Origin of the sequence: Nitrosococcus watsonii C-113 (assembly GCF_000143085.1) — a bacterium.
In the GTDB taxonomy this organism is placed as follows: Bacteria; Pseudomonadota; Gammaproteobacteria; order Nitrosococcales; family Nitrosococcaceae; genus Nitrosococcus; species Nitrosococcus watsonii.
In genome coordinates this window covers 2,538,513-2,562,273 of record NC_014315.1, presented here as the reverse complement: position 1 = coordinate 2,562,273, position 23,761 = coordinate 2,538,513, and the positions used below count along the sequence as shown (strand labels likewise).

Below are 23,761 nucleotides of genomic sequence, written 5' to 3'. Positions count from 1 at the left end.
CCATGTTGAGGGAGCATGGCATTGCCCTGATTGTGGTGTTATGGATGCTGACTTTGTTAGCTATTATCGCTGGCAGTTTTACTTACACCTTACGCATTGAATCTACCCTGGCCGTTAATGTGGTGGGACGGGCCAAGGCCCGGGCCTTGGCGGAGGCGGGTATTGCCTATGCCGCGCTGGATATGCTCCGTCCACCTCCATTGCGCCGTTTTCCTCCCAATGGTATCCCTTATCCATGGAAATTTGGCACGGAAACCGTCATGATCTCCGTTCGAGATGTAGCCGGTTTGATTGATTTAAATACTGCCAGCCGAGAGTTATTAGGCGGCTTATTGATGGCGGCGGGCGTTCCCGCGAATGGGCAGGGCCGCTTGCTGGATGCCATCGAGGATTGGCGTGATCCCGATGATATTCCTCTTTTAGAGGGGGCGGAGGATAAAGATTACTTTGCCGCGGGATTGCCCTATGGCGCCAAGGATGGCCCTTTTGATGATGTCACGGAATTGCAGCAGGTTTTAGGGATCTCGTCGGCCTTGTATCAGCGCATGGCGCCATCATTAACAGTCTATTCAGGGCAAGCGGGGGTTGATCCCACGGTAGCGCCAAGAGAAGTGCTGCTAGCCATACCGGGGGTGGATCTCCAATTAATTGAAGCTTATCTTGAGGAACGAAGGATAATGGCGGCCAGGGGAGATATACCGCCGCCATTACCGCCCATTGGCGGGGGATATTTGGCCCAGGCAAGCGGTTTGGCGTATAGTGTGCGCGCTGAAGCTAAACCAGAGGAAGGAGGCGCCGCCGTTATAGAAGCGGTGATTGCTCTCGGTTCTTCCGGTACGGGAGGTTTTATCCCCAATTCGTCCATACTCCAATGGCGGGAAAACCTGTAACTATCCCAGCAACCGATATTGGGATCGGTTTCAAGTGCGAGCATCCCCTGCCGAATATATTCAGAGCCAAACGTTGAAGCTATTTTCATACCATTATGACAGTGCCAGAAGCTACTATGGAGGAGGATATTTCAATAAGAATTTTGGCAAGAACAGGGCTGGTTACGCACGGTTCAATGGCTCCCGCGAGGCAGCCAATAGCGCTGTATGCATGAAGAGGTTAAGGATCTGGCTGCCCGTTGTGTTATCAGCAAGCGCCTTTAGAAAAGGAAGCCATGATGAGTAAGGATACATTCCGATGAGCGCGGCCAAACGCCAGGCAAAGCACCCAGGGAAAGGCACTCAGATCTTGTCTAAAGAGATGGCGTCGTCTCTGAATATTAGTAGTTTCCTCGATTGGTGGGGACAGGGATTACTAGGTTGCCTCCCCCGGCGGGTGCGGCAGTGGTTTTGGCGCGAGACCACGAGCGTGGTGCTGGAGCCCCAGGGAAGCGGCGTGCGGGTCCAGCGGGAGCGGGGTGAATCCCGGGAAAATCTCGGCTTTTACGAGGGTGCGGGGCAATGGGATAACCTCCTTGAGGAGGATACGGTCCTGGTATTCCGCCTGCCACCAGGGCAGGTGCTGTCCAAGTCCCTGGTACTGCCTAGCGCGGCGGAAGAGAATTTACGCCAAGTGTTGGCCTTTGAAATGGAGCGTCACACACCTTTTGCCGTCAATCAGGTTTACTACGATTTTGCCATCAGGAAACGTAATTTGGCCACGCGCCAGATAGTCGTCAGCTTGATTGTTGTGCCCCGGCGTATCCTGGACGAGTGGCTGGAGCGGTTATCCCATTGGGGGCTTCAACCTGCGGTGGTCGATGTGGCGGGCGCAGATAGGGAGCACACCAACCTCTTGCCTGAAGAAAAACGCTCCTCTAAAGCTAGACCCTTGCCGCGCCTTAATATGGGACTCGGCCTGGCGCTGATTCTTCTCTTGGCAGCGGCTATCCTGTTGCCCTTATGGCAAGCGCGCACGGTAGTGATTGAGCTGATGCCCCGGGTTGCAGCCGCTCAGCAAAAGGCGGAATCTGTCATGGCTATTCGCCAGCAACTGGAAAAAGTGGTTGAGGCTTCGGCCTTTTTAGGGAAGGAAAAGCATGCCTATCCCTCGGCGGTCGAACTTCTCTATGAACTCACTCATATTTTACCGGATAATGTGTGGCTTCAGCAGCTTACCTTTTCAAGGGGGCGAGCGGAACTGGATATTCGGGGGGAAGCAGCCGAGGCTTCGGCTCTAATTGCCTTATTGGAAGTCTCCCCTTATTTTCAAAGCGTTCAATTTCGCTCCCCCGTCACCACCAACGCCAGGACGGGGCGGGACCGCTTCCATATTACCGCCCAGATTCCTAAGTTGGAGGAGGAGTTGCCTTCGCCATGAGGAATCTTTATTTATCGGAAAAGTGGCATTGCGCTGGGGCCGTAGGGTTATTATTGCTGGTTTTGCTGATGGCTTATTGGGTTTTGCTTCAACCGGTCATTGCCAAGCATGGGTTTTATCATGAAAATATCGCTTCCATGCAACAGCGGCTAGCAAGATACAATCGTATTATCGCCAGCAGACCAGCGTTGGAGGCCAGGTTAAAACAATTGCAACGGCAGCAAGCCGCCAATGCCTATTACCTGGAGCAACCATCCGCGCCGTTGGCGGCGACTGAGCTGCGGCGACGAGTTAAAGCAGTGGTAGAGTCTAGCGGAGGAGTGCTGACCAGCACGCAAAGCTCGCCGGTGGTTGAAAATGAACCCTTTCCAAAGGTTGGGATTAGGGTTCGAATGACTGGCGATACCGAAATTTTGCAGAAAGTTTTATATGATTTGGAAGCTTCCCGGCCCCTGTTGTTCGTGGATGATCTGCAGGTCCGTAGCCGCCAGATCCGGCGCCGTAGCCGGCATGATCGACGCACCATCATCGAAGAGACCCAGTTAACAGTTAGTTTCGAACTGTACGGCTATATGCGGGGGAAGAGTGCGGTCGGCGGCGCCTAATCACCGGGCGCTGGCCTACTTGCTCGCTGGCTTGTGCCTCTTGGTGGTGGTGGCGATTGCCCTGGAGGCCAGATATCCCTTCCAGCTCGCACAGGAAGAGAAAGCCGCTCCCGCCAGTCCAAATTTGGCGGATTTAGTGCCTACCCAGGAGCGGAGCGAGGAAATCGCCTTGCCCCCTTTGGGTAACTACGAGGAAATCGTGGCCCGCCCCCTTTTCCGGCCTAGTCGGCGTCCTCCCGACCCTGAAAAAGACGTGGCTGAAGAAGCCCGGAAGAAAGCCATGGAGGAAGCCGAACGGCTAAAAAGCCATGTCAAGGATCTTTTTATCTTGAGCGGCGTAGTCGTGACCGCCGAAAAGACCGTGGCCTTGCTGCAGGATATTAAAAATAATAAAAGCCTGCGGGTGAGCGAAGGGGAAAGACTGGAAGGTTGGAAAGTACAGCAAATTTTTCCCAACCGGGTGCTGTTCAGGGATGATGGCCGCGCGGAAACGTTAGAACTCATTCGCAATTTTGAGTCAATAGAGCGAGAAAAGCCCCCGCGCCGGAGACAGGCGGTGCGGCGTTCAAACCGATGAGATGGGCGGATAAATCTGGTCGTTTGCCACGGACATAAAAAGGCTAGGCGGTGGATTTATCATTTTGACTAGGGAGGGTTCCCATAAGCACGACAGGGGACGAATTGCCGGCGGAGAAGGTAGATAGAAAATTCGCCTGCCACGGCGCGGCAAAATAGTTAGTTATTGAGGGGGATTAAGTTGCGGGAACAGAAAAGAAGCGGACGGCCCACAGGGGCGTGGTGGATCATCCTTTTAGGGGCGGGTGTTCTGGTTGCCTGCGTGACTCAGCCCTCTGGCTCCGGGTCGGCTAATGGGTCTTCCCCTGCTGCCATCTCCGCCTCTGGGCAAGCGCGCCAGGCAGAGGATACTGTAGCCAAAAGTGCCAAGATTGAAGCAACGCCAGCCGCCGAAGAAGAAAAGGTGAAGCCAGAGAGTGATGAAACCTACCCGGGAAGCAATCATTTTATTAACCGCGAGGCGGCGAGCAAGCCCCGGACTTTCCAGGTACGGGAAGGCGCCATTGTGCTCAATTTTGAGAATACCGACATCCGCGAAGTAGTCAAAACCATACTCGGCGATATTTTGGAAGAAAATTATGTCATTGATAGGGCAGTGCAGGGAACGGTGACCGTCCAGACTGGCCGCCCTCTGCCCAAGGATGACTTAGTGCCAACTCTGGAAACGCTGTTGCGGCTCAATAATGCGGCCTTAATCCAGACCGAGGGGCTGAATAAAATTGTGCCCCTCAATGAGGCCGTGCAAGGTAACCTCTCGCCCCGTTTAAGCAGGGCGAAATCCGCTATGGGTTACAGCGTGCGGATCATGCCCCTGGAGTATATTGGGGCTGAAGAGATGGAGAAAATTCTTAAGCCTTTTGTCCCCAAGGATGGGCTGGTCCGGGTCGATCCCGCCCGGAATTTGCTTGTTCTGGCCGGTACGGCAAAAGAGCTGGATCAATGGCAGGAGACCATTGATATCTTTGATGTCAATTGGCTGGAAGGGATGTCCGTTGGTCTTTATCGGTTGGAGTATACCGATGCCGAACTGCTGGTAACTGAATTAAATACAGTCATGGGGCCCGAGGCGAGCACTCCCTTGGCGGGTATGTTTCGTTTTATACCCATCGAACGTCTCAACGGGATTTTAGTGGTGACTTCCCAATCCCAGTATCTGAAGGAGGCCAAAACCTGGATAGAGCGCTTGGATCAGGGGGAGGACGAAAAGACTGAAAGACTCTATGTCTATCCGGTTCAGCACGGCCGGGCAGATCATCTGGCGGCTTTGCTGCAAGCCGCTTTTGGACTGGAAGGCGGGAGCGGGCTTCCCTCGGCCCGGGTAGCGCCGGGCCAGCAGGCGACGGAACTTTTTTCATCTTCCCGGGGGGGGAGTAGAGGGTTTGGTTCATCCCGGGGTGGAGGTTTTGGTGGCGGCGGTTTTGGTTCATCTCGGGGTGGTAGCTTTGGCGGCGGCGGTTTTGGTTCATCCCGGGGTGGCGGCTTTGGCGGCAGTTTTGGCTCATCCGGGGGGGTGAACTACAAGGCTTCCGTGGCGCCGGATTCCGAAGCCTCTGGGGAAGAAAATCCGAGGGTGTTTCAAGCCAGTACCGAGGGGGCGGCTGAAACACCAACACCCAAGACGCCTGGCTCCGCGGCTGCCGGCATCGAGTTTGCCCGCCTTGGCGGCAAGGAGGATGAAAATAAGGAGCCTGAGGTGCGGGTGATCCCCGATCTGGAAAATAACTCCTTGCTGATCTCCGCCATTCCGCCCATCTATGAAAAAATCCTGTCGGCTCTCCGGCAGTTGGATATTCCACCCCGCCAGGTGTTGGTGGAAGCCACCATCGCCGAGGTGGCGCTGACAGGCAGCCTCCAATATGGCTTGCAATGGTATTTTACCAATGATCTGGCTTCTGGTCAGGGAGCAGGCGGGCAAGGTGCCCTTCCTGCTTTGGGAGAAGGCGGACTGCAAGCACTCATGGCGGGTGGTGGTTTCACCTATGCGTTTGCCGATGGTGGCGTGGTGCGCGCGCTGCTGCGTCTCCTGGCTTCCGAGAACAAGGTGGAAATTCTTTCTTCGCCCCAATTACTGGCGCTTGATAATCAAACCGCGGAAATCCGGGTAGGGGATCAGGTGCCTATCCAACAGGGGCAAACCACCGGAATAGGAGGTACGACTCAACAAATACGGTACCGGGATACCGGGGTATTATTGACGGTCACGCCACGGGTTAACGCGGGTGGCCGGGTGACCATGGAACTTACCCAGGAAGTCACCGATGTAGGGGGCACTTCGCTGCCTGGCGGGGCAACCACGGTCGGCGGTAATCCTACTTTCCTGCAACGGAATTTCCAGAGCGTGGTGACGGTGCAATCCGGCGAAACCATTGTCCTGGGAGGGCTTATCCGGAACAATGACGCATTCAATCAAAGTGGCGTGCCGTTTCTTTATAAGCTGCCGCTTATTGGGCCTTTATTCGGCACGACGACACGAAGTAGGCAGCGTACCGAACTCGTTGTGCTCATGACTCCCCGGGTGGTGCGGGATCAATACGAAGCCCGCCTGGTGACCGAGGAACTTCGCGAGAAGCTGAAAAATGCCTCGGATGTAGCAGAGAAGACGGGAGGGATTACTTTCAAAATCGAAAAAGAAAACGGAGAAAAACCGTCGCCTTCCACCGACGAAAATAGTGCTAAGCCTTAATTTCCATAAAAATTGCGGCTGGAGAGCGCCTCTTTCAGGGGGCGGAGGAAAGCCGCCCGTGGGTTGATCTATCAATAAAATACTCCATACTTGAATTCATGAAGCTGGTAGCTAACCTTAAACTAACGCCAACTCCAGCGCAAGAACGCGCTTTGCGCTTGACCCTTGAGCGTTGCAATAAAGCGTGCAACTGGCTTTCCGAACGCGCTTGGGAAAGCCAGATGTTTCGGCAATACGATTTGCATAAACTTACCTACCAAGACCTTCGCGCTCAATTTCAACTGTCTGCCCAAGTGGCGGTGCGCTGCATTGCTAAAGTGGCGGACGCCTATAAGCTGAATCAGAAAACTAAACACACCTTCCGTAAACATGCCGCGCAGCCCTATGATGACCGTATCCTGCGCTTTGTCTGCGATGAGAAAGTTTCCCTGTGGTTGCTCTGTGGCCGCGAGAAGATTGGTTACACGTGTGGCGATCACCAACGCAAGCTGCTTGAGTACAGAAAGGGTGAAGTTGATTTGATGTTCGTGCGCAGCCAATGGTATTTGGCCGCTGTATGTGACTTTGACGATCCCAAATTGCTGACCCCTGAAGGCATGTTGGGTGTGGATTTTGGTATTGTCAATATCGCCACTGACAGCCTGGGTGAGAGGCACTGCGGGGCTAAAGTCCAAGCCTACCGCGAGCGTTACGCCAAACGACGCGCCACCTTGCAGCGCCTCGGCACACGGGCCGCTAAACGCTGCCTTCGCCACATAAGCGGCAGGCAGAAACGGTTTCAAAAATACGAGAACCATTGTATCTCCAAACGCATCGTCTCCCTTGCGGAACGCTCACGTCTCGGCATTGGACTTGAAAATCTCAAGCATATCCGGGCACGGGTTAAGGCCAACAAAGCGCAGAGGAAACGCTTGCATAACTGGGGCTTCGCTCAGCTTCGCGCCTTTATCGAGTATAAGGCTAAACGTGCTGGCGTGCCGGTGGTGATAGTCGACCCACGCAACACTAGCCGCGAGTGCCCGGCCTGTGGCCGTATCGACAAAGCTAACCGACCAACCCAGTCTGAGTTTCGGTGTGTGGAATGCGGGCACAGTAATCACGCAGACCATAACGCCGCTGGCAATATCGCCAGAAGGGCTGCTGTAACTCAGCCTATGTTCGCGCATAAGTGTGCTCCTTGTGCAGTGGAAAGCCGCATGCTTTAGCTGGCGGAACAGTTACAAACGACATGCTTTTACCGTTGAGGAGTACCACCGGATGGCCGCGTCCGGTATCCTCCGGGAAGATGACCGGGTGGAATTGTGGGATGGGGACATTCTGGAGATGAGTCCCCGTGGGAGTCGGCATGCGGCCACGGTAGATCACCTTACGGCTTGGTTGAGCCGAGAGCTAGGAGGGCGGGCGATTGTCCGGGTCCAAAGTCCCCTAGGACTTTCCCGCTATTCGGAACCCCAACCCGATCTGGTTCTGCTTAAGCCACGCCCGGATTTCTATGGGAGTGCCCATCCGGGTCCGGAGGATGTGTGGTTGCTCCTGGAAGTGGCGGAAAGCTCTTTAGAGTAAGATCGGGATTTTAAGTTGCCCCGCTATGCCCAAGCCGGTATCGTAGAGTGTTGGCTCGTGGATCTTCCAGGGCGGCGGCTTTGGGTTTACCGACAGCCTGTGGGAGAAAGTTATCAATCTATGCGGGAATATCAACCTAGCGATAGCCTTAGCCCCCAGGCGTTTCCTTCGGTTTCCTTGGTCCTTCGAGAGATCTTGGAAGGTGCCTGCTGAGTAGGGAGGAAGATGTTTGGCATTAATGATGCATTAAACCTATTGGCAGCCATCAATCATTCGATTGTGTTGCTTTAATGCAACGTTTTGTGTTTTTTGTTTCATTTTCGCAAAAAAAGCTTACAATTGACTATTGAAGTTGCTTGCCAAGGGAGTTATCCTCTGCTAGGCGAAAGTTAGCGTTCAGGATAAAAAGTAACTTCTAACTCTTTGGAATTAAACATAGATGTTGAATGACTCCCTAGGGATGGCGCGAACTGAAACGGCGTATCAAGCGCGAGGGCTAAAATTATTTGCGTTTCGCCATGAGTTCGCGCTAGCATGCGCTTGTTCACGGAACCTAGGGTGGGGGGCACCCGAAGTGAAAGCGCGAGGAGCGGCAAAACAACAGAGGCCAAGGAAAACCCTTCGCCGAAGGCTGCGAGGAAACGCGAATTCTCCAGGCGGATGAAGTTTTGTAGGCATAAAACGGCTATCCGTCATGGAGAAATTCCAAATATCCGAGTTAGATGATAAAAGGAAAAACCTACAATAACAGAGGGAGCGTTTAAGTTCTTGCAAGTTTTACTTGATTGGGCTAGCGGGTTTTCCCGTTCTGGCCGAAATACCGGGTTAACACTATTTTTTCTTACGTGGGTGATCACCGGCTTAGGTGGCTGTAGTTCACCTCCCCCTGAAGAGGTCGTCGGGCAGCGGGCCGTTGAACGCTGGCAGGCCCTTGCCCAGCGGGATATGGAGAAAGCCTATGGCTACTTGAGTCCCGGCTATCGGGCGGTGAACTCCCTGGAGCTTTACCAGGCACGTATCGGCGATAAGGTCCAATGGAAGGGAGCCACGGTGAAGGATATTGCCTGCGCTGATGACGCCTGTGATGTGACTCTTACCCTCCGCTACCGCTATGCCACCCCGCCCACGGGCAATTATTACGAAGGAGAAAGGCCCATTAAGGAAAAATGGACCCAGGCGGAAGGCCAGTGGTGGCTGCTGCCAGAAGATTAAACCAAAGGCTTCAGGGTTTTTATTGATTTTATGGGGAGAATTTTGAAAATTCAATTGCTTTAGGCGAATTATTAAGCTAATTTCTTAAGTTCCGATATCAGTCCTGTTCGGTGCTACTTGACACTAAATATAGAAAAGGAGAATGCGATGAGAAAAACGAAATTGGCCACGGCCGTTTCGATGGCGCTTGCCGGCTCCGCCGGTATGCTGAACACCGCCCAGGCGGTGAACGTCAACCCCGATGGCTTGGGAGAAGTGCTGCTCTATCCCTATTATTCGGTCAGAAATAATCAGGATACCCTGATTGCGGTGACTAACACCACGGCCGACGTGAAGGCAGTCAAGGTGCGTTTCCTAGATGGTAAAAACACCCAGGAGGTGTTGGACTTTAATCTGTACCTGTCCCCCCATGATATTTGGACCGGAATTGTGACGGCCACTGAGAATGGCGCCCGCTTAACGACCCAGGATACTTCCTGTACGGTGCCGAAAATACCGGAGGATGGGGTAGAGTTCCGGAATTTTAAGTTTGGCCAGGGTGAGCCAGAAGGGATAGATGTTTCCTTGGATAGAACCCGGGAGGGGCATCTAGAAGTCATTGAAATGGGGGTAGTAACCGACTCCAGCGGTTTTGCTCCTGCCACCGCGGCTACCCACGTGAATGGAGAACCAGCCGATTGTTCTGTGCTGGAGCAAGCCTGGAACGGTGGCGACTGGGCAGAGGATAAGGATCGTAATATAGTATCCAATCCAGGCGGTTTGTTTGGCCATGGCTTGGTTATGAATGTCAGCCAGGGCGCCGCCTATGCCTATCAGGCCACCGCGTTAGATAATTTTTTCTTTTTTGAGCCAGGGAGTCCTTTTAATTTTCCTAGCCATACTAATCCAGGAGACACGCTTCCGAGCCTTGAAAGTGCGCATCCACGTAGCACTGTCTTTGTTTCTCAGCAGGGAGCCGCCAATATCCCAACGGTAGTGGATTCAACTTGGCCTTTTGTGGACAGGAGAATTGATGCTGCCAGTTCGGTGTTGATGCACAATACGGCCATGAACTACTTTGTGACCAATGAGTCTATTGGTGCCGGCACTGATTGGGTTGTCACTTTCCCTACTAAGCGCTTCCATCATACCGTTGTGGATGCTCCACCTCTCCCGCCGTTTATTGAAACGTTAACCCCGGATGGTGCCTGTGAAGAGGTGGGGTTGACGATTTGGGACCGGGATGAACGCACGCAGCAAGGGGGGCTGGACTTTTCGCCTAAGCCGCCAGGCGGTGTTAACGCCCTGTGTTGGGAAACCAATGTTATTACCTTTAACAACACTAGTGTCTTGGGTTCTGCGCTAGAATTGAATGTGGACACCTCCTCGGTGGGACCGGATGGCTGGATGCGCCTTTCCTTTGTTAATAACATTAATGATGCCCATCAACTGGTCAGCGAAGAAGGGAATGTGTTTTACGGCTTGCCGGTGATTGGCTTTGCTACCCAGGAATATGTCAATGGCGTGGATCAGGCAGGCGTGCTGATTAACTATGGCGGCATGTTTGACCATGCCTTTAGCCGACTAGTTTCAGGGAGTGGAGCTCAGTAACCTGTTCTGCGGTTTTTTATTCCCGTGATAATCGAAAAGCGGACGGGCCTGTCTGGCCCGCCCGCTTTTTTTATACAGTCTTGAGTAATGGAAAATGAGAGATAGCTCTAGGGTTTTTGTCTTAAGGAAATGCTACCATGGCCGCTAACCTGGGCTAGCAGGGATCACCGCGCCGGTCCCATGGTTCGCCTGGTGATGATAAAATCACGCCAGCGAGAAGATTTACTTTCTTTGAGACAATGAGGGCGGTATGTTGAAATTGCCCGTTATCATGGAGATGATAAGATGAAAAGTCGTTATTTGTTAGCTCTGGTGGCCTTGGTAGCGGCCCAGAGTAGCAGTGGGTTTACAGTGTTTCTGGATGGAGAAAAATACCCTGGGGTCAACGATATTCAAATTGTGGCGGATGACTCCCCACGGCCACCTGTTGACCCTCCTGGCCCGCCACCGGTTAATCCACCTCCTAGCACGGACCCTGACCCCAATACGCCACCTGTTCCGGATAGCTGTCTAGTTCCCGAGGGGGTGATAGAGAAGGATATGCCCCAAGTTTGGACTCCTTATAAAATTAAGAGAAATCAATCGGTTGCTTTGGCCTTTGACCGACAGCACTTCAGTAGAGGCTTTGGGTCGATATCGTTTGCAGAAAATATCCAAGGCCCCAGCCCCCTTAAACAGGCTGTAATCAGCGCTTGCCCAGGAGACTTTACCGTGAAATCGGGCTGTGCTAAAGAAGCTTTTAATGAGCGTATCCTGGTGGATTTCAGCGGGCAGTTTAAAAAGAATCCTGGCGTTTGTAGCCTGGAGCCGGGTCAGACCTATTGGTTCAACATCCGCCATTTCGATATGAGAAACGGACAAGACACCTGTCCAAAGGGTAAAACCTGTGTTTTGACTGTCCGGCCCTGAACTTTGGAAAAAACGGGACAAGTAGAGAGTTTTTCTCTCTTTGTCCCTGTTGTCAACAACCTGCCCCCTGTATTGGGGCAGGTTTTTTTATGCGTAGACAGTAGGGCGGGAAAGCGAAGCGCATCCCGCCCTACAACTCTTAATATTCCCACGGCGGTATTTATGACTAACCCTAACGAAGACTATTACGCTTGGACCCAAGAGACTATCGAGAAGCTACGCCAAGGGAGGTTGAATGAAGTGAACATGGAGGTTTTGATTGAGGAACTGGAGGACATGGGCAGAAGCGAGCGTAGGGGGATTGAAAGTCGCTTAAGCGTGCTGCTAATGCACCTGCTCAAATGGCAGTATCAGCCGGATAGGCGAGGGCATCGTTGGCGGGCGACGGTTAAAGAGCAGCGGTTACGGGTGAAACGTCTCTTGAGGGATAATCCAAGCCTTCAGTCTCAATTCGCAACCATCAACACAGAAGCTTATGAAAGCGCCGTGCTTAAAGCAGTAGCAGATACCCATAAGGCTGAAACCACCTTTCCTAGCACCTTCGAGCAAACAGGCTGGACATTGGAACAAGTGTTAGACATGGATTTCTATCCCAATAATGTTTAGCTAAAAATCTCTGAGGAATAAAGTGAGTAGGGCGGGAAAGCGGAGCGCATCCCGCCATGAAGGGCTGCCACTTGGGTTTAGCAGTAAAATGAGGCATCATGCAGTTGGATAAAAGCTAACAACCAAGGGTGACCATGTATGCAGGTTGGATTTAAAAGTGGAATCACGTCAATCTTAATTCTGTCCGCACTGGTGGCTTTCGGCGCAAGGGCGGCGGAGCCAGAGGAAGAGGTGTTGATCCGCTATAAGGATATCGTGGTGACGGCGGCGGATTTTCAAGCCGAGCTGGAAACGATACCGGAACAATACCGGGCGAATATAGCCGCCAGCGGGGAGCGGATTCACCAACTACTGGATAAAATCTTTACTTACCGGGTGCTAGCCAAGGAAGCCCAGGAACAGGGCCTGGAGCAAAACCCGGAAGTCCAACAGGAACTCAAGCTGGAGAAGGAGGAAATTCTCGGTAAAGCCCGCCTCCGGCAGTTGCGGCAGCAAGCCCTGGCGGACAATCCGGATTTCGAAGCCCTGGCGCGGGAGCGTTATCAGGCTAACCCGGAAAAATACCAGCAGCCGGAGCGGGTAAAAGTCTCCCATATTTTAATCAAGCCCGAAGAGCGCTCCGAGGAAGAAGCCAGGGAACTGGCGGAGCAAGTTCGCCAATTGGCCCTGACGGACGAAAAGCCTTTTTCGGAACTGGCCCTCCAGTATTCGGAAGATCCTTCCCTTGAAAAAAATAAAGGGGATTTAGGCTTCATTGCCAAGGGAATGACCACCCAGTCCTTCGAGGAGGCCGCCTTTGCTCTGGAACAACCAGGAGCAATCAGCCCGGTCGTGAAAAGCCGGTTTGGATTTCATATTATCCGCCTGGAGGAACGGCAAGCCCCCAAAACGAAATCTTTTGCGGAGGTGAAGGAAAGTTTGGTGGAGGATATTAAAGCAACCCACTTGAATCAGGTGGTGCAAACGCACCTTAATCAAATCCGCAATGCTGAAGGCATCCAGATGAACCGGGAAGCCTGGCAAAAGCTGAAGCCAACATCTCCCACCCATTAAATTTTTTACCCGTAGGGCGCGAAAGCGTTAGCGCATCTCGCCTTTATGAGGGTTATTCCATGGATAACTCACGCACCTTGCTGCTCGCGGCCCAATCCAATGGATATAAACCTCGTTGCACGAAACGCCGGAAACTGGAATAGGGCCAATCGGCCGCTTTCTCTCCATGGCCGTGCTTGACCGGGTTATAGTGGATGTAATCCGCATGTAGTTGAAAATCCCGCTCATTACGGATGACGTGCTCCCAGAACCGCCGTTGCCAAATACCCCGCTCGCCCCTTTTCAGACGGCGTGCCGACAGCTTCTCCCCCGGAGGAATCCGGGCGGAGAAGCGGGCCTTGATATCATGCCAGCGAGAGGAGAAATTCCCGTCTCCTGGGGGCAGGGTCCAGAGGCAATGGAGATGATCGGGCAGAATAACGATGGGCCTCAATGGTAAAAGGCTGCCGTCGGCGCGCATCGGCAAATGCAAGGCGCAGATCATCAATGTGATCGGTCAACAATCGACTCTGCCGCTCAAGCAAGGTTACGGTAAAGAAGAAGGTCCCGCCGGGAACGAAAGCGCGGAGATAGTGAGGCATGAGCGCAGTATAATTGAGTTGCGAAGGATTATGGAAGGTGGGGGGATGAATGATGGGGTTGTTGCCGCCAAAAAGATTAGTAAAAGGCGGGATGCGCTAATGCTTTCCCGCCCTACGGAAATTACCTGGAGTTAGTTGATAAATGATGATTTTCTTTCGTATTGCGCTGGTTGTTTGGCTGGTTGCTGGTAGCGGTTTGGGGCTTGCCCGGGAAGGGCAGCCGCCGGCGGCGGCGATTGCCAGCGCCCATTCCCTGGCTACCCAGGCCGGTCACAAGGCACTGGTGGCGGGGGGGAATGCCTTTGATGCGGCGGTGGCGGTGAGCGCGGCCCTGGCGGTGGTGGAGCCCTATAGTTCCGGCTTGGGCGGGGGCGGATTTTGGTTGCTTCATCTTGCCAAGGAGGATACCGAGATCATGCTTGATGGCCGGGAACGGGCGCCCCTGGCGGCAACCGCCCGGATGTATCTTAATGAAGCCGGCGCATTGATTGAAGGAGCTTCCGTCGATGGACCCCTGGCCGCGGCCATTCCTGGCCAGCCGGCGGCTCTGGCCCATTTGGCGGAGCATTATGGTCGTTTATCCCTTGCCAAAACCCTGGCCCCGGCTATTGGCTATGCGAAGGAAGGGTTTACGGTGGATAAGCCCTATCGCCGCCGGGCGGCCTTTCGACTCCCGGTGCTTAAACGCTGGCCCGCCGCTGGTCAGGTATTTCTGGCCAATGGAAAAGTCCCCGCCCTGGGGGCGCGGATTAAGCAACCGGCTTTGGCGGCGACCCTGGCAGCCCTTGCTAAACAGGGCGCGGCGGGTTTTTACCGGGGGCCGGTAGCGGAAGCCTTGGTAAAAGGGGTACGGGCTGCTGGCGGGATTTGGAGCTTGGAAGATTTAGCCCAATACCAGGTAGTGGAAAGAGCGCCGGTGCGGGGCGAATACCGAGGTTTTAAGATCATCTCCGCTAGCCCACCTTCCTCGGGGGGCATTGCCTTATTAACGATGCTGAATATGCTGGCCCAGGAGGATCTTTCCGCTCTATCGGCTACCACGCGCACTCATCTGATTATCGAGGCCATGCGCCGGGCTTACCGGGATCGGGCGCAGTATTTGGGCGATCCGGATTTCGTCGATATACCGGTAAAAAGGCTCATCCATCCTTATTATGGGGCCGGGCTGAGAGCGGGTATACGCCGGGATCGGGCCACTTCCAGTGCCGATCTTCCCGGTATTCAAACTCAAGCAGGCGGTCCCCATACCACGCATTTTTCTATTATTGATCGGGAAGGGAATTGGGTCGCCGCCACGCTCAGTATCAATTACCCTTTCGGCTCGGGTTTTATGCCTCCTGGCACGGGAGTCCTGCTCAATGATGAGATGGATGATTTCGCAGCCGCCCCTGGCGTGCCTAATGTCTATGGCCTGATTGGTAGCCAGGCGAATGCCATAGCGCCGGGGAAAAGGCCCTTATCGAGCATGACCCCCACCTTCGTGGAGAACGAACAGGGGGTTTTGGTGTTGGGAACGCCAGGGGGAAGCCGTATTATCACCATGGTGTTGCTTGGAGTTCTGGAGCACGTGGCGGGGGCGGATTTAACCCGCCTGGTTTCCCAGCCTCGTTTTCACCATCAATATTTCCCTGATGAGGTGGAATATGAACCCCAGGCTTTTGCTGGAGGGCTTATTAAAAACTTGCAGGCTTTGGGGCATTCCCTGGCGCCCCGTGGGCGGCCCTGGGGGAATATGCAGGCGGTATTTTGGGATCGGGCGCAAAATCGGGTTGAGGCGGCCAGTGATCCACGAGGTGTGGGAGAGGCGGTGGTCCGCTGAGAGTAGTAAGCGGGACCACCGGTTTAAAATCAGCCCGTATTGCGCATTCCGGCCGCGATGGCATTGATGGAGCGGAGCAGAGGATCAAGCCACGCTTCCCGTTCCTCGGGAGTGATTTGTGGATCGCGGGTGCGTTTAAGCAGGGTGAGCTGGATATGATTGAGGGGGTCCAGATAAGGGTCCCGGCGTTGCAGGGACAGGGCCAGGGGAGGATTTTCCTCCAGCAGGGCGCGGGCTCCCACGATATGGAGCACCTGGGTGACCGTGCGTTGGTACTCCGCCCTGAGCAGGGCGAATATTTTCTGTCCCGTTTCCGGATCTAGGCACAAGCCGGCGTATTGCTGAGCGATGTGCAACTCAGCCTTGGCCAGGGACATTTGGGTATTGCTGAGCAGGGCGCGGAAATAGGGCCACTCTTCATACATGGCCTGGAGTTTGGCGAGCCGATCAGGAGCGCCGGCCCGCCACTTTTCCAAGGCACTGCCGATACCATACCAGGCGGGAAAAGTATGCCGGGCCTGGGCCCAGCCAAAGACCCAAGGGATGGCCCGGACCGAGTTTTTGGAACGATCTCCCTTTTTCCGGTGAGGGGGACGGGAGCCAATGTTCAATAGGCCAATTTCATTGACCGGGGTGGCTTCATAGAAATAATCTTGAAAGCCAGGCGTTTGTTCCGTGAATTCCCGGTAAGTCTGCTCGCCTGTTTCCACTAACGAGTCGATGATGCCGAGATAATCGCGCTTTTCTTCTCGGGGAGGTTGAACGAGACAAGTGCTGGCCTTAATCAGGCCACTGATACCCATGTTGAGCTCATAAATCGCGGTCTCGGGGTTGCTGTAGCGGGAAGAGAGGACTTCTCCCTGCTCCGTAAATTTGATTTGACCGTGGACAGTCCCCTGGGGTTGAGACAAGATAGCGTCAAAAGTAGGGCCACCACCCCGGCCAATGGTTCCGCCTCGGCCATGAAAGATACGGCAATCTATCCCCCGGCTGCCGGTAAGGGCCGTGACCCGCTTTTGGGCGTCATATAGTTTCCAGGAGGAGGACAGGATACCGCCGTCCTTACAGGAGTCCGAGTAGCCAATCATGACTTCTTGCTGGTTGCCGGCGGCGCGGAGCAAGGCTTGATAGCTGGAATCATCAAGCAGGGCGGTCATGACCGGCTCGATATGTTCTAAATCCTCGATGGTTTCAAACAGGGGGGAGATTTGTAGACCGCAATGCCATTGCCCCTGCCGGCGTCCGGCGAGGCCAGCAAGATGGCCTAGATACATGACCTCCATGACATGGCTAGCGGCGTGGGTCATGGAAATCACGTAATGACCGAAAACCCGGGGGCTTACTTCCTGGCGCATTTGCGCCATGACGTGAAAGAGTTCCAGTGTTTCCCGGGTAGCGGAGGTAAGCTGCTCCCGCTGGATGGTGATTTCTTCTTCGCGGGCGAGTTGTTCGGAGAGGAACTCTAGCCGTTCAGTTTCGGAAAGATCAAGATAGCTGGGGTGCAGTTCGAGATGTTTAATTAATTCTGCCACTGCTTCAGTATGGCGGCCTGATTCCTGGCGAACATCGAGTTTGAGGAGGTAAAAGCCAAAGCTTTCTACCAGGCGAATTAGATCTTGCAATTCCCGTGCGGCAATATTGCCGTCACCATGGCTGCGCAGGCTGTCGCGAAGGAGATAGAGATCCTCGAGAAACCGTTCCTCGGAAGGATAACCGACGCCTTGCGGGGGGGTAGGTTGGTTTTCTGGCTGCAGATATTGTTCCACAGCCCGCAGGTTATCCAGCAAACGATAGCGCATCAGGTAGAGCTTGCGCCGGTAGGGTTCGCGGCTAAAGCGGTCAGGATCGCCCCGAAAAGTCTCCGGACAATCGCTCAAATCCTGGTGAATACTTTCCGTCAGGGCCGTTGAGGGCCTGATAAGAGGAATGGAATGGGTGAGAATACGCGTCAATTGAGTAAGGCAGGCGACATAATGTTCTAGGGCCATCCGCATTTGCAATCGCACGGCCATGGCGGTGACTTCCGGCGTGACATTGGGGTTGCCATCCCGGTCTCCGCCGATCCAAGAGCCAAAGTGTAAAAAGCTGGGGACCCGAAGCGTGGTGTTCTCCGGTAGCATGTCACCATAGACTTTGTTGATGGCTTCTTCTAGCTGGCGGTAGGTTTCGGGTACGGCCTGGAACAAGCTGACCTTGAAATAGAAGAGGCCGTTGATGATTTCGTCCTGGACTTGAGGCCGGTGGGCGCGAACTTCATCGGTCTTCCACAGGACCTGGATCTGCCGCTCTAATTGGCGGTGGAGGGCTTCTTCCTCCCGCTGACTGAGGCGCATCTCGTCCAGAAGTTTACCGGCAAGGAAGATTTTGCGCAGATGTTCCATCACCGTGCGGCGCTTGGCTTCGGTGGGATGGGCGGTAATGACGGGAATATAGGCCAAATTATCCAGCATAATTTGGAGCTGTTCGGGATTCACTCCGCTTTCCCGGATCTCCTGTAGAGTTTTTTCGAAGGAGCCTCGCCAAAGAGATCCACCTGCATCGATGCGGCGTTGTCGCTGTCGGTGTTGGTAAGCTTCTTCGGCAATGTTGGCGAGGCTAAAGTAGATGCTAAAGGCCCGCACTACCTGGGTGATTTTCTTCACATCCAGCGTGTCGATAAGGCGTAGCAATTGGATTCGTTTGTCAGGATTTTCTTGTTTGCGCAGGTTAATGTAGCCCTTGCGCAAGGCCTCGACAGCGGCGAATACTTTTTCCCCCGACTGGCTTTGGATGACCTGACCCAGGAGGTTGCCAAATAGTTTGACGCGAGCGCGCAGTTCCTTATCCCGCCAGGGCGTGGTGTTTCCCGCCTGCTCTTGGGGCGCGGGATGGGTTTCAGGTGTTTGTTGTTTCATGGATGTCATTATAACCTGCCTAACTGAGTATAGAATATTTGGCTTAGTCAGAGGACGTTACTTTTGCAACTGAATTTCGGGGAAATGAGCTGCTGATAAAGTTCAAGATAGGCTTTAGCACTGATCTGCCAGCTAAAATTCTGCGCCATGCCAGTAAGGGCGAGTCGGCGCCATTGACGGCTCTGGGCATAGCAAGCTAGGGCCCGCTGGATTGCGATCAGCAGGGCAGAGGGGGAGGATTCCGTGAAGGTAAAACCGGTGGCGAGTTCTTGCCGGAGATTTTCTTCGGTGGCATCTACGATAGTATCGGAGAGGCCGCCGGTGCGGCGCACAATGGGTACCGTGCCGTACCGTAGGGCATATAGTTGGGTTAGACCGCAAGGTTCAAAGCGGGAAGGCATGAGAAAAATATCAGCGCCGGCTTGGATGCCGTGGGCGAGCCGTTCATCATAACGGATGGATACCCCTATTTGGCTCGGATAGCGGGAAGCGAGTTTTTGCAGGGTATTTTGATGACGCTCCTCCCCTTCACCCAGGAAAACCACTTGAATTTTTTCAGTAAGCAGCTTCGGGAGGGCGTCGAGAATAAGGTCAATCCCTTTTTGTTCCACCAATCGCCCTACAAAACCCAGTAGGGGAAGATTTTTGTCTTCGGGGAGATCATAGCAACGCTGTAACGCCAGCTTGTTGTCTGCCTTATGGGACCAGCAGGTTTGATCATAACGTTTTTCGATAAAGGGATCATGGCGTGGATCCCAGCGTTGGTAATCCGCCCCATTGAGGATGCCGGTCAGGTGTTGCGCGCGTTCGCGAAGTACCCCGTCCAGGCCGAAGCCAAGTTTTGGAGTAAGTATTTCCTTGGCATAGGTGGGACTGACGGTAGTAAGCCAATCGGCAAATACCAGACCTCCTTTAATGAAGGAGAATTGGTGATAAAACTCTAACGCAGCGGGTGACCACCATTTAGTTGGCAATTTTAGGGCGTCAAATTGTTGCCGGGGAAATACCCCCTGGTAGGCAAGGTTATGAATGGTGAACAGCGTGGCAGGTCGACTTTTTAGGAGGGTGAGAAAGGGGGGAATCAAGCCGGTTTGCCAATCGTTGCAATGGATAAGATCAGGCTGCCAGCCAAACTCTGGATTATTTGCCAAGGCAGCAACGGCCTGGCAGAAAGTGGTAAAACGCGCCGCGTTATCTGGCCAATCTTGACCTTTCTCGTTGAGATAAGGGTTGCCTGGACGGTCAAAATGAGCAGGGCTGTCTACCAGCCAAACCGGGTTAGGCCCCTCGGGCAGTTGGCCTTTCAAAATACGTACGGGCTCTAGCACGGCGGGGAGCCGTAAATAGACAACTTCTTTTAAGTTTTTAAGATAGGTTTTACAGGTGGGGTAGGCGGGTAGGATAATACCTACTTCTAACCCTAAACGGGCGAGTTCTATAGGTAAAATACCCGCAACATCTCCTAAACCGCCAGTTTTAATGAGCGGGTGCGCTTCGCTGGTGGCAAACAGGATTTTATACACTTTGAGCGCTCAAAAGATCAGGGAATTTGCTAGGCTATAAAGCATAAGGCATTAATTTTAAAAATTATTTTTGTTTTTTTAAAGAGTAACGAGCTAAGTAGCCGGGCTAGGCATGGCAAGCCCCTACCCCCAATTAGGAGAAAGCCAAGATTGTTAGAGCTTATCATTAATAAAATTTTATTAAAATACCAATATTTACTTTTATAGGCTAGGCTAACAGGGGGCTTGGTTTTTGATAGTGATGTTGCTCTGGCCGTTTAAAGTGTAAATATAAATATTATGGCTGCTGTTAAGCGGGATTTACGCTTTTGTGGTGGATATAGAGAAATTTTGGTTTTCATTTAATGCTCCCATCAGACTAGAAATTTTCTGTAGTTGCTGGGTTTCCCAGGCGAGGTGGATATGGTCGAATCGTGTACTTTCGTAATTTTCGGTGCTACCGGTAACCTGAGTCGTAATAAGCTCCTGCCCGCCCTCTATCATCTGGAGTTGGCGCAACGGCTGCCTGCTAAAATGGCGATTGTGGGCCTTGGGCGCCGGGACTGGAATAACGAGCATTGGCGCCAATGGGTGGCCGAGGATATCGGGCCCAAGGCAAGAGGGGGGCTGGATGAAACGGTTTTAGCCCGTTTTCAGCAGCGGTTGCATTATTTTCAGGGGGACTTTGGAGAGTCGGAAACCTACCAACGTCTTAAAGATCACCTAGAGGAGGGAACCCAGGACTTCCCTTCCAATAGCGTGTTCTATCTGTCTATCCGCCCGGCGGAGTTTAGCGTAGTGTCGGATAATCTCGGGGCGGTGGGTCTCAATTCGGAACAGGAGGGGTGGCGGCGGTTAGTGGTGGAAAAGCCCTTTGGCTACGATCTGGAAAGCGCCGAGAGGCTGGAATCTCGTTTGCATCGATATTTTGCGGAGTCCCAAATCTTCCGTATCGACCATTATTTGGGTAAAGGGACGGTGCAAAATGTGTTTGTATTCCGCTTTGCTAATTTGATGCTCGAACCTTTATGGAATCGTAATTATATCGATCACATTCAAATTACCCATGCGGAAACCCAGGGGCTGGATGGACGGGCAGGCTATTATGAGGGAACCGGCGCCCTGCGGGATATGATTCAAAGCCATCTGTTGCAAATGCTTGCCCTCGTGGCCATGGAGCCTCCCCCCAATATGGACCCGGAATCCTTGCGGGATGAGAAAGTCAAGGTATTGAAATCAATCCGCCCCATTCCGGCCCGTGCTGTTAATGCCCATGCTTTTCGTGCCCAATACGCTTCCGGTACTATCAACGATAAAAAAGTGCCTGGCTATCTAGCTGAAGAAGGCGTTGCCGAGGATAGCACGACGGAAACTTATGCGGCCCTCAAGCTTTATATCGATAACTGGCGTTGGCGTCATATACCTTTTTATTTGCGTACGGGTAAACGGATGGCCACGACCACCTCTCAAATTTCGATCCGCTTCAAGCGGGTTCCCCAGCAGTTATTTCGGCACACTCCCATCCAGCGTATCGAGCCTAATTGGCTTTTATTGGGTATTCAGCCCGATGAATGCATGCGGATTGAGCTGCATGTCAAAAAACCGGGGCTGGAAATGGATACGGAGATCACCACCCTGGATGCTGCTTTTTGCCGGCAAGAAGAGATGAAACTGGATGCCTATGAAGCCTTGCTTTTGGATGTGGTGGGGGGGGACAATTCTCTATTTTTGCGCTATGACGAAGTACGCTGGGCCTGGCGGGTGGTGGACCCCATACTTAAAGTGTGGGCCAGTGAGCGGGAGTTTATCCATAGCTATGGGGCGGGCGGTTGGGGGCCTCCTGAAACATCCCGCTTGTTTGACCGCGAGGATCAGCATTGGCGTAATACTCTTTAAGCAATAAAGGCTTATGATTCAGCAACCGCTTTTGATTACTGGAGGGGCCGGTTTTATTGGTTCTGCCGTGGTGCGGCATTTTCTTGCAGCCACGGATCGGGGGGTGATTAATGTGGATAAACTCACCTATGCCGGCAATCCGGAGTCCCTGGAAGACCTTGCTTCCCATCCCCGCTATGAATTTGTCCATGCCGATATCTGCCAGCGGGAGAGTATGGCGCAAATATTTGCCCGTTACCAGCCGGAGGCGGTGCTGCATCTGGCCGCCGAATCCCACGTGGATCGCTCCATTGACAGCCCAGCGGCCTTTATCGACACCAATGTGACGGGGACTTATATTTTGCTGGAAGCAGCCTTGGAGTATTGGCGGAAGCTTGCTAAAAGCGCCCAAGCTCGGTTTCGTTTTCATCATGTTTCCACCGATGAAGTGTTTGGTTCCTTAGGCGCAACGGGGCTGTTCCGGGAAGACTCTCCCTATCAGCCTAATTCCCCCTACGCCGCGAGCAAAGCCGCTTCGGATCATCTTGTGCGGGCCTGGCATCATACGTATGGATTGCCGGTTTTGATTACCAATTGCTCCAATAATTACGGTCCCCGCCAATTTCCGGAAAAACTTATCCCGCTGATGGTCCTTAATGGTATTGAGGGCAAATCCCTGCCGGTGTATGGCGCGGGTGATAATGTGCGGGATTGGCTATATGTAGAAGATCATGTCCGGGCGCTGGAAATCGTCCTTGATAAGGGACGGCCGGGAGAAACTTACAATATTGGCGGGCATAATGAAAAAACCAACGTCGAGGTAGTGGAACTCATTTGCCAACTTCTCGATGAACTGTTTTCCCAGTCTTCCCATCGCCCTCACCGCTCCCTGATTACCTTTGTGGCGGATCGGCCCGGTCATGATCGGCGGTATGCCATTGATGCGGGAAAAATTGCCCGCGAACTGGGCTGGCGGCCACGGGAAACCTTTGAGACGGGGTTGCGCAAGACGGTGCAATGGTATCTGGATAATCAGAATTGGTGCCGACGGGTGCAAGATGGCAGTTATTGCCGAGAGCGTTTGGGTACCAAGGGGCAAGCCCATGCGTAAGGGGATTATCCTGGCGGGGGGGTCGGGAACCCGGCTGTATCCCGTCACCCAACCGGTTTGCAAGCAGCTTCTGCCTGTTTACGATAAACCCATGCTCTACTATCCCCTCTCGGTCTTGATGCTGGCCGGTATCCGGGAGATTCTGGTTATTTCCACCCCCCAGGATTTGCCCCGTATCGAGCAGTTATTGGGGGAAGGTTCCCAGTGGGGGTTGAGCTTTTCTTACCAGGTGCAGTCCCGGCCCGAGGGCATCGCCCAGGCTTTTATCCTCGGCAAGGACTTCATTAGGGAGGAGCCCTGTGCTTTGATACTGGGGGATAATATCTTCCATGGCGATGATCTTTCTATGCTATTACAGGAGGCTGCCAAGCGAGATTCGGGCGCTACGGTATTTGCTTATCCCGTCCACGATCCAGAGCGTTACGGCGTCGTAGAGTTTGAAGATGGCCATAAGGTTTTGAGCATTGAGGAGAAACCGGTGGTGCCCAAATCCCGGTATGCGGTGACAGGGTTGTATTTTTATAATGCCCAGGTAATAGAAATCGCCGAGTCCCTAACCCCATCCGCGCGGGGTGAGCTGGAGATTACCGATGTCAACCGGCATTACTTGAGACAAGGGCAGTTGTTTGTGGAAGTGATGAGCCGCGGCATGGCCTGGCTGGATACCGGTACCCACGATTCCCTGCTGGACGCCGCCTTGTTCATTCACACTATCGAAAAACGGCAAGGTCTGAAGATTGCCTGCCCCGAGGAAATTGCCTATCGGATGGGTTATATCGGTGCTGAAGCGTTGGAGCGTTTAGCCGAGCCGCTGCAAAAAAGCGGTTATGGTAACTACTTGCTAAGCTTGTTGCAGGATAAAGTGTATTAAA

18 protein-coding genes and 2 pseudogenes are annotated in these 23,761 nt (G+C 53.4%); 17 read left to right on the top strand and 3 right to left on the bottom strand.

Annotated elements, in window-relative coordinates:
* Positions 1–2 precede the first annotated feature (2 nt).
* From NWAT_RS11540 to NWAT_RS11485, 12 genes and pseudogenes are all read left to right on the top strand, one after another.
* Complete coding sequence (locus tag NWAT_RS11540; RefSeq protein WP_013221250.1) at positions 3–890, top strand: type II secretion system minor pseudopilin; 888 nt, start codon at positions 3–5, stop codon at positions 888–890.
* Positions 891–1,188: 298 nt separating this feature from the next.
* Positions 1,189–2,310 (top strand): PilN domain-containing protein, encoded by a 1,122-nt coding sequence (locus tag NWAT_RS11535; protein WP_013221249.1) that lies wholly within the window; start codon positions 1,189–1,191, stop codon positions 2,308–2,310.
* Positions 2,307–2,915, top strand: coding sequence for a type II secretion system protein GspM (gene gspM, locus NWAT_RS11530; protein ID WP_013221248.1), 609 nt, complete (start codon positions 2,307–2,309; stop codon positions 2,913–2,915). The genes NWAT_RS11535 and gspM overlap by 4 nt, the downstream gene beginning before the upstream one ends.
* A complete protein-coding gene (locus NWAT_RS11525; protein WP_013221247.1) occupies positions 2,896–3,492 on the top strand; it encodes a pilus assembly protein PilZ in 597 nt (198 codons plus the stop codon). The genes gspM and NWAT_RS11525 overlap by 20 nt, the downstream gene beginning before the upstream one ends.
* Positions 3,493–3,672: 180 nt before the next feature.
* On the top strand, positions 3,673–6,174 hold the full coding sequence (gspD, locus tag NWAT_RS11520; protein WP_013221246.1) for a type II secretion system secretin GspD: 2,502 nt from the start codon (positions 3,673–3,675) through the stop codon (positions 6,172–6,174).
* Positions 6,175–6,272: 98 nt separating this feature from the next.
* Entirely contained in the window at positions 6,273–7,379 is a 1,107-nt protein-coding gene (locus tag NWAT_RS16220; protein WP_013221245.1) for an RNA-guided endonuclease InsQ/TnpB family protein, read from the top strand.
* A pseudogene (locus NWAT_RS11510) lies at positions 7,345–7,950 on the top strand (Uma2 family endonuclease). Before NWAT_RS16220 ends, NWAT_RS11510 begins: the two are co-directional and overlap by 35 nt.
* 555 nt (positions 7,951–8,505) lie before the next feature.
* Positions 8,506–8,949 carry a hypothetical protein gene (locus tag NWAT_RS11505; RefSeq protein WP_013221244.1) on the top strand — a complete coding sequence of 148 codons (444 nt, stop codon included), beginning with the start codon at positions 8,506–8,508 and terminating at the stop codon, positions 8,947–8,949.
* 147 nt (positions 8,950–9,096) lie between these two features.
* Positions 9,097–10,539: a hypothetical protein gene (locus NWAT_RS11500; protein WP_013221243.1), complete on the top strand. Its 1,443-nt coding sequence runs from the start codon at positions 9,097–9,099 to the stop codon at positions 10,537–10,539.
* Between the two features lie 285 nt (positions 10,540–10,824).
* Positions 10,825–11,448: a hypothetical protein gene (locus NWAT_RS11495; protein ID WP_013221242.1), complete on the top strand. Its 624-nt coding sequence runs from the start codon at positions 10,825–10,827 to the stop codon at positions 11,446–11,448.
* Positions 11,449–11,610: 162 nt separating this feature from the next.
* Positions 11,611–12,054: a DUF29 domain-containing protein gene (locus NWAT_RS11490; protein ID WP_041350701.1), complete on the top strand. Its 444-nt coding sequence runs from the start codon at positions 11,611–11,613 to the stop codon at positions 12,052–12,054.
* A 138-nt stretch (positions 12,055–12,192) separates the two neighbouring features.
* Positions 12,193–13,107 (top strand): peptidylprolyl isomerase, encoded by a 915-nt coding sequence (locus NWAT_RS11485; protein WP_013221240.1) that lies wholly within the window; start codon positions 12,193–12,195, stop codon positions 13,105–13,107.
* Between the two features lie 52 nt (positions 13,108–13,159).
* Here NWAT_RS11485 and NWAT_RS11480 read toward each other — a convergent pair.
* Positions 13,160–13,688: pseudogene (locus NWAT_RS11480) on the bottom strand (REP-associated tyrosine transposase).
* Here NWAT_RS11480 and NWAT_RS17085 point away from each other — a divergent pair.
* Positions 13,596–13,823: a hypothetical protein gene (locus NWAT_RS17085; protein WP_198342223.1), complete on the top strand. Its 228-nt coding sequence runs from the start codon at positions 13,596–13,598 to the stop codon at positions 13,821–13,823. The pseudogene NWAT_RS11480 and the gene NWAT_RS17085 sit on opposite strands and share 93 nt — an antisense overlap.
* Before the next feature lie 7 nt (positions 13,824–13,830).
* Entirely contained in the window at positions 13,831–15,507 is a 1,677-nt protein-coding gene (gene ggt, locus NWAT_RS11475) for a gamma-glutamyltransferase (RefSeq protein ID WP_013221239.1), read from the top strand.
* A 29-nt stretch (positions 15,508–15,536) separates the two neighbouring features.
* Here the strand turns inward: ggt and ppc are convergent, their stop codons facing one another.
* Together ppc and glgA are read right to left on the bottom strand one after the other, a co-directional pair.
* Positions 15,537–18,410, bottom strand: coding sequence for a phosphoenolpyruvate carboxylase (gene ppc / locus NWAT_RS11470; protein WP_013221238.1), 2,874 nt, complete (start codon positions 18,408–18,410; stop codon positions 15,537–15,539).
* A 38-nt stretch (positions 18,411–18,448) separates the two neighbouring features.
* Positions 18,449–19,924: a glycogen synthase GlgA gene (gene glgA / locus NWAT_RS11465; protein WP_013221237.1), complete on the bottom strand. Its 1,476-nt coding sequence runs from the start codon at positions 19,922–19,924 to the stop codon at positions 18,449–18,451.
* A gap of 402 nt (positions 19,925–20,326) precedes the next feature.
* Between glgA and zwf the strand changes: the two genes are divergently transcribed.
* The 3 genes from zwf to rfbA are packed head-to-tail and all read left to right on the top strand — an operon-like array spanning position 20,327 to position 23,760.
* Positions 20,327–21,799, top strand: a complete 1,473-nt coding sequence (gene zwf / locus NWAT_RS11460; protein WP_013221236.1) for a glucose-6-phosphate dehydrogenase — start codon at positions 20,327–20,329, stop codon at positions 21,797–21,799.
* A 13-nt stretch (positions 21,800–21,812) separates the two neighbouring features.
* Positions 21,813–22,889 (top strand): dTDP-glucose 4,6-dehydratase, encoded by a 1,077-nt coding sequence (gene rfbB, locus NWAT_RS11455; protein WP_013221235.1) that lies wholly within the window; start codon positions 21,813–21,815, stop codon positions 22,887–22,889.
* The gene (gene rfbA / locus NWAT_RS11450; protein WP_013221234.1) at positions 22,882–23,760 is read left to right on the top strand and encodes a glucose-1-phosphate thymidylyltransferase RfbA; all 879 of its coding nucleotides are present in this window, start codon (positions 22,882–22,884) and stop codon (positions 23,758–23,760) included. Before rfbB ends, rfbA begins: the two co-directional genes overlap by 8 nt.
* Position 23,761 lies beyond the last annotated feature (1 nt).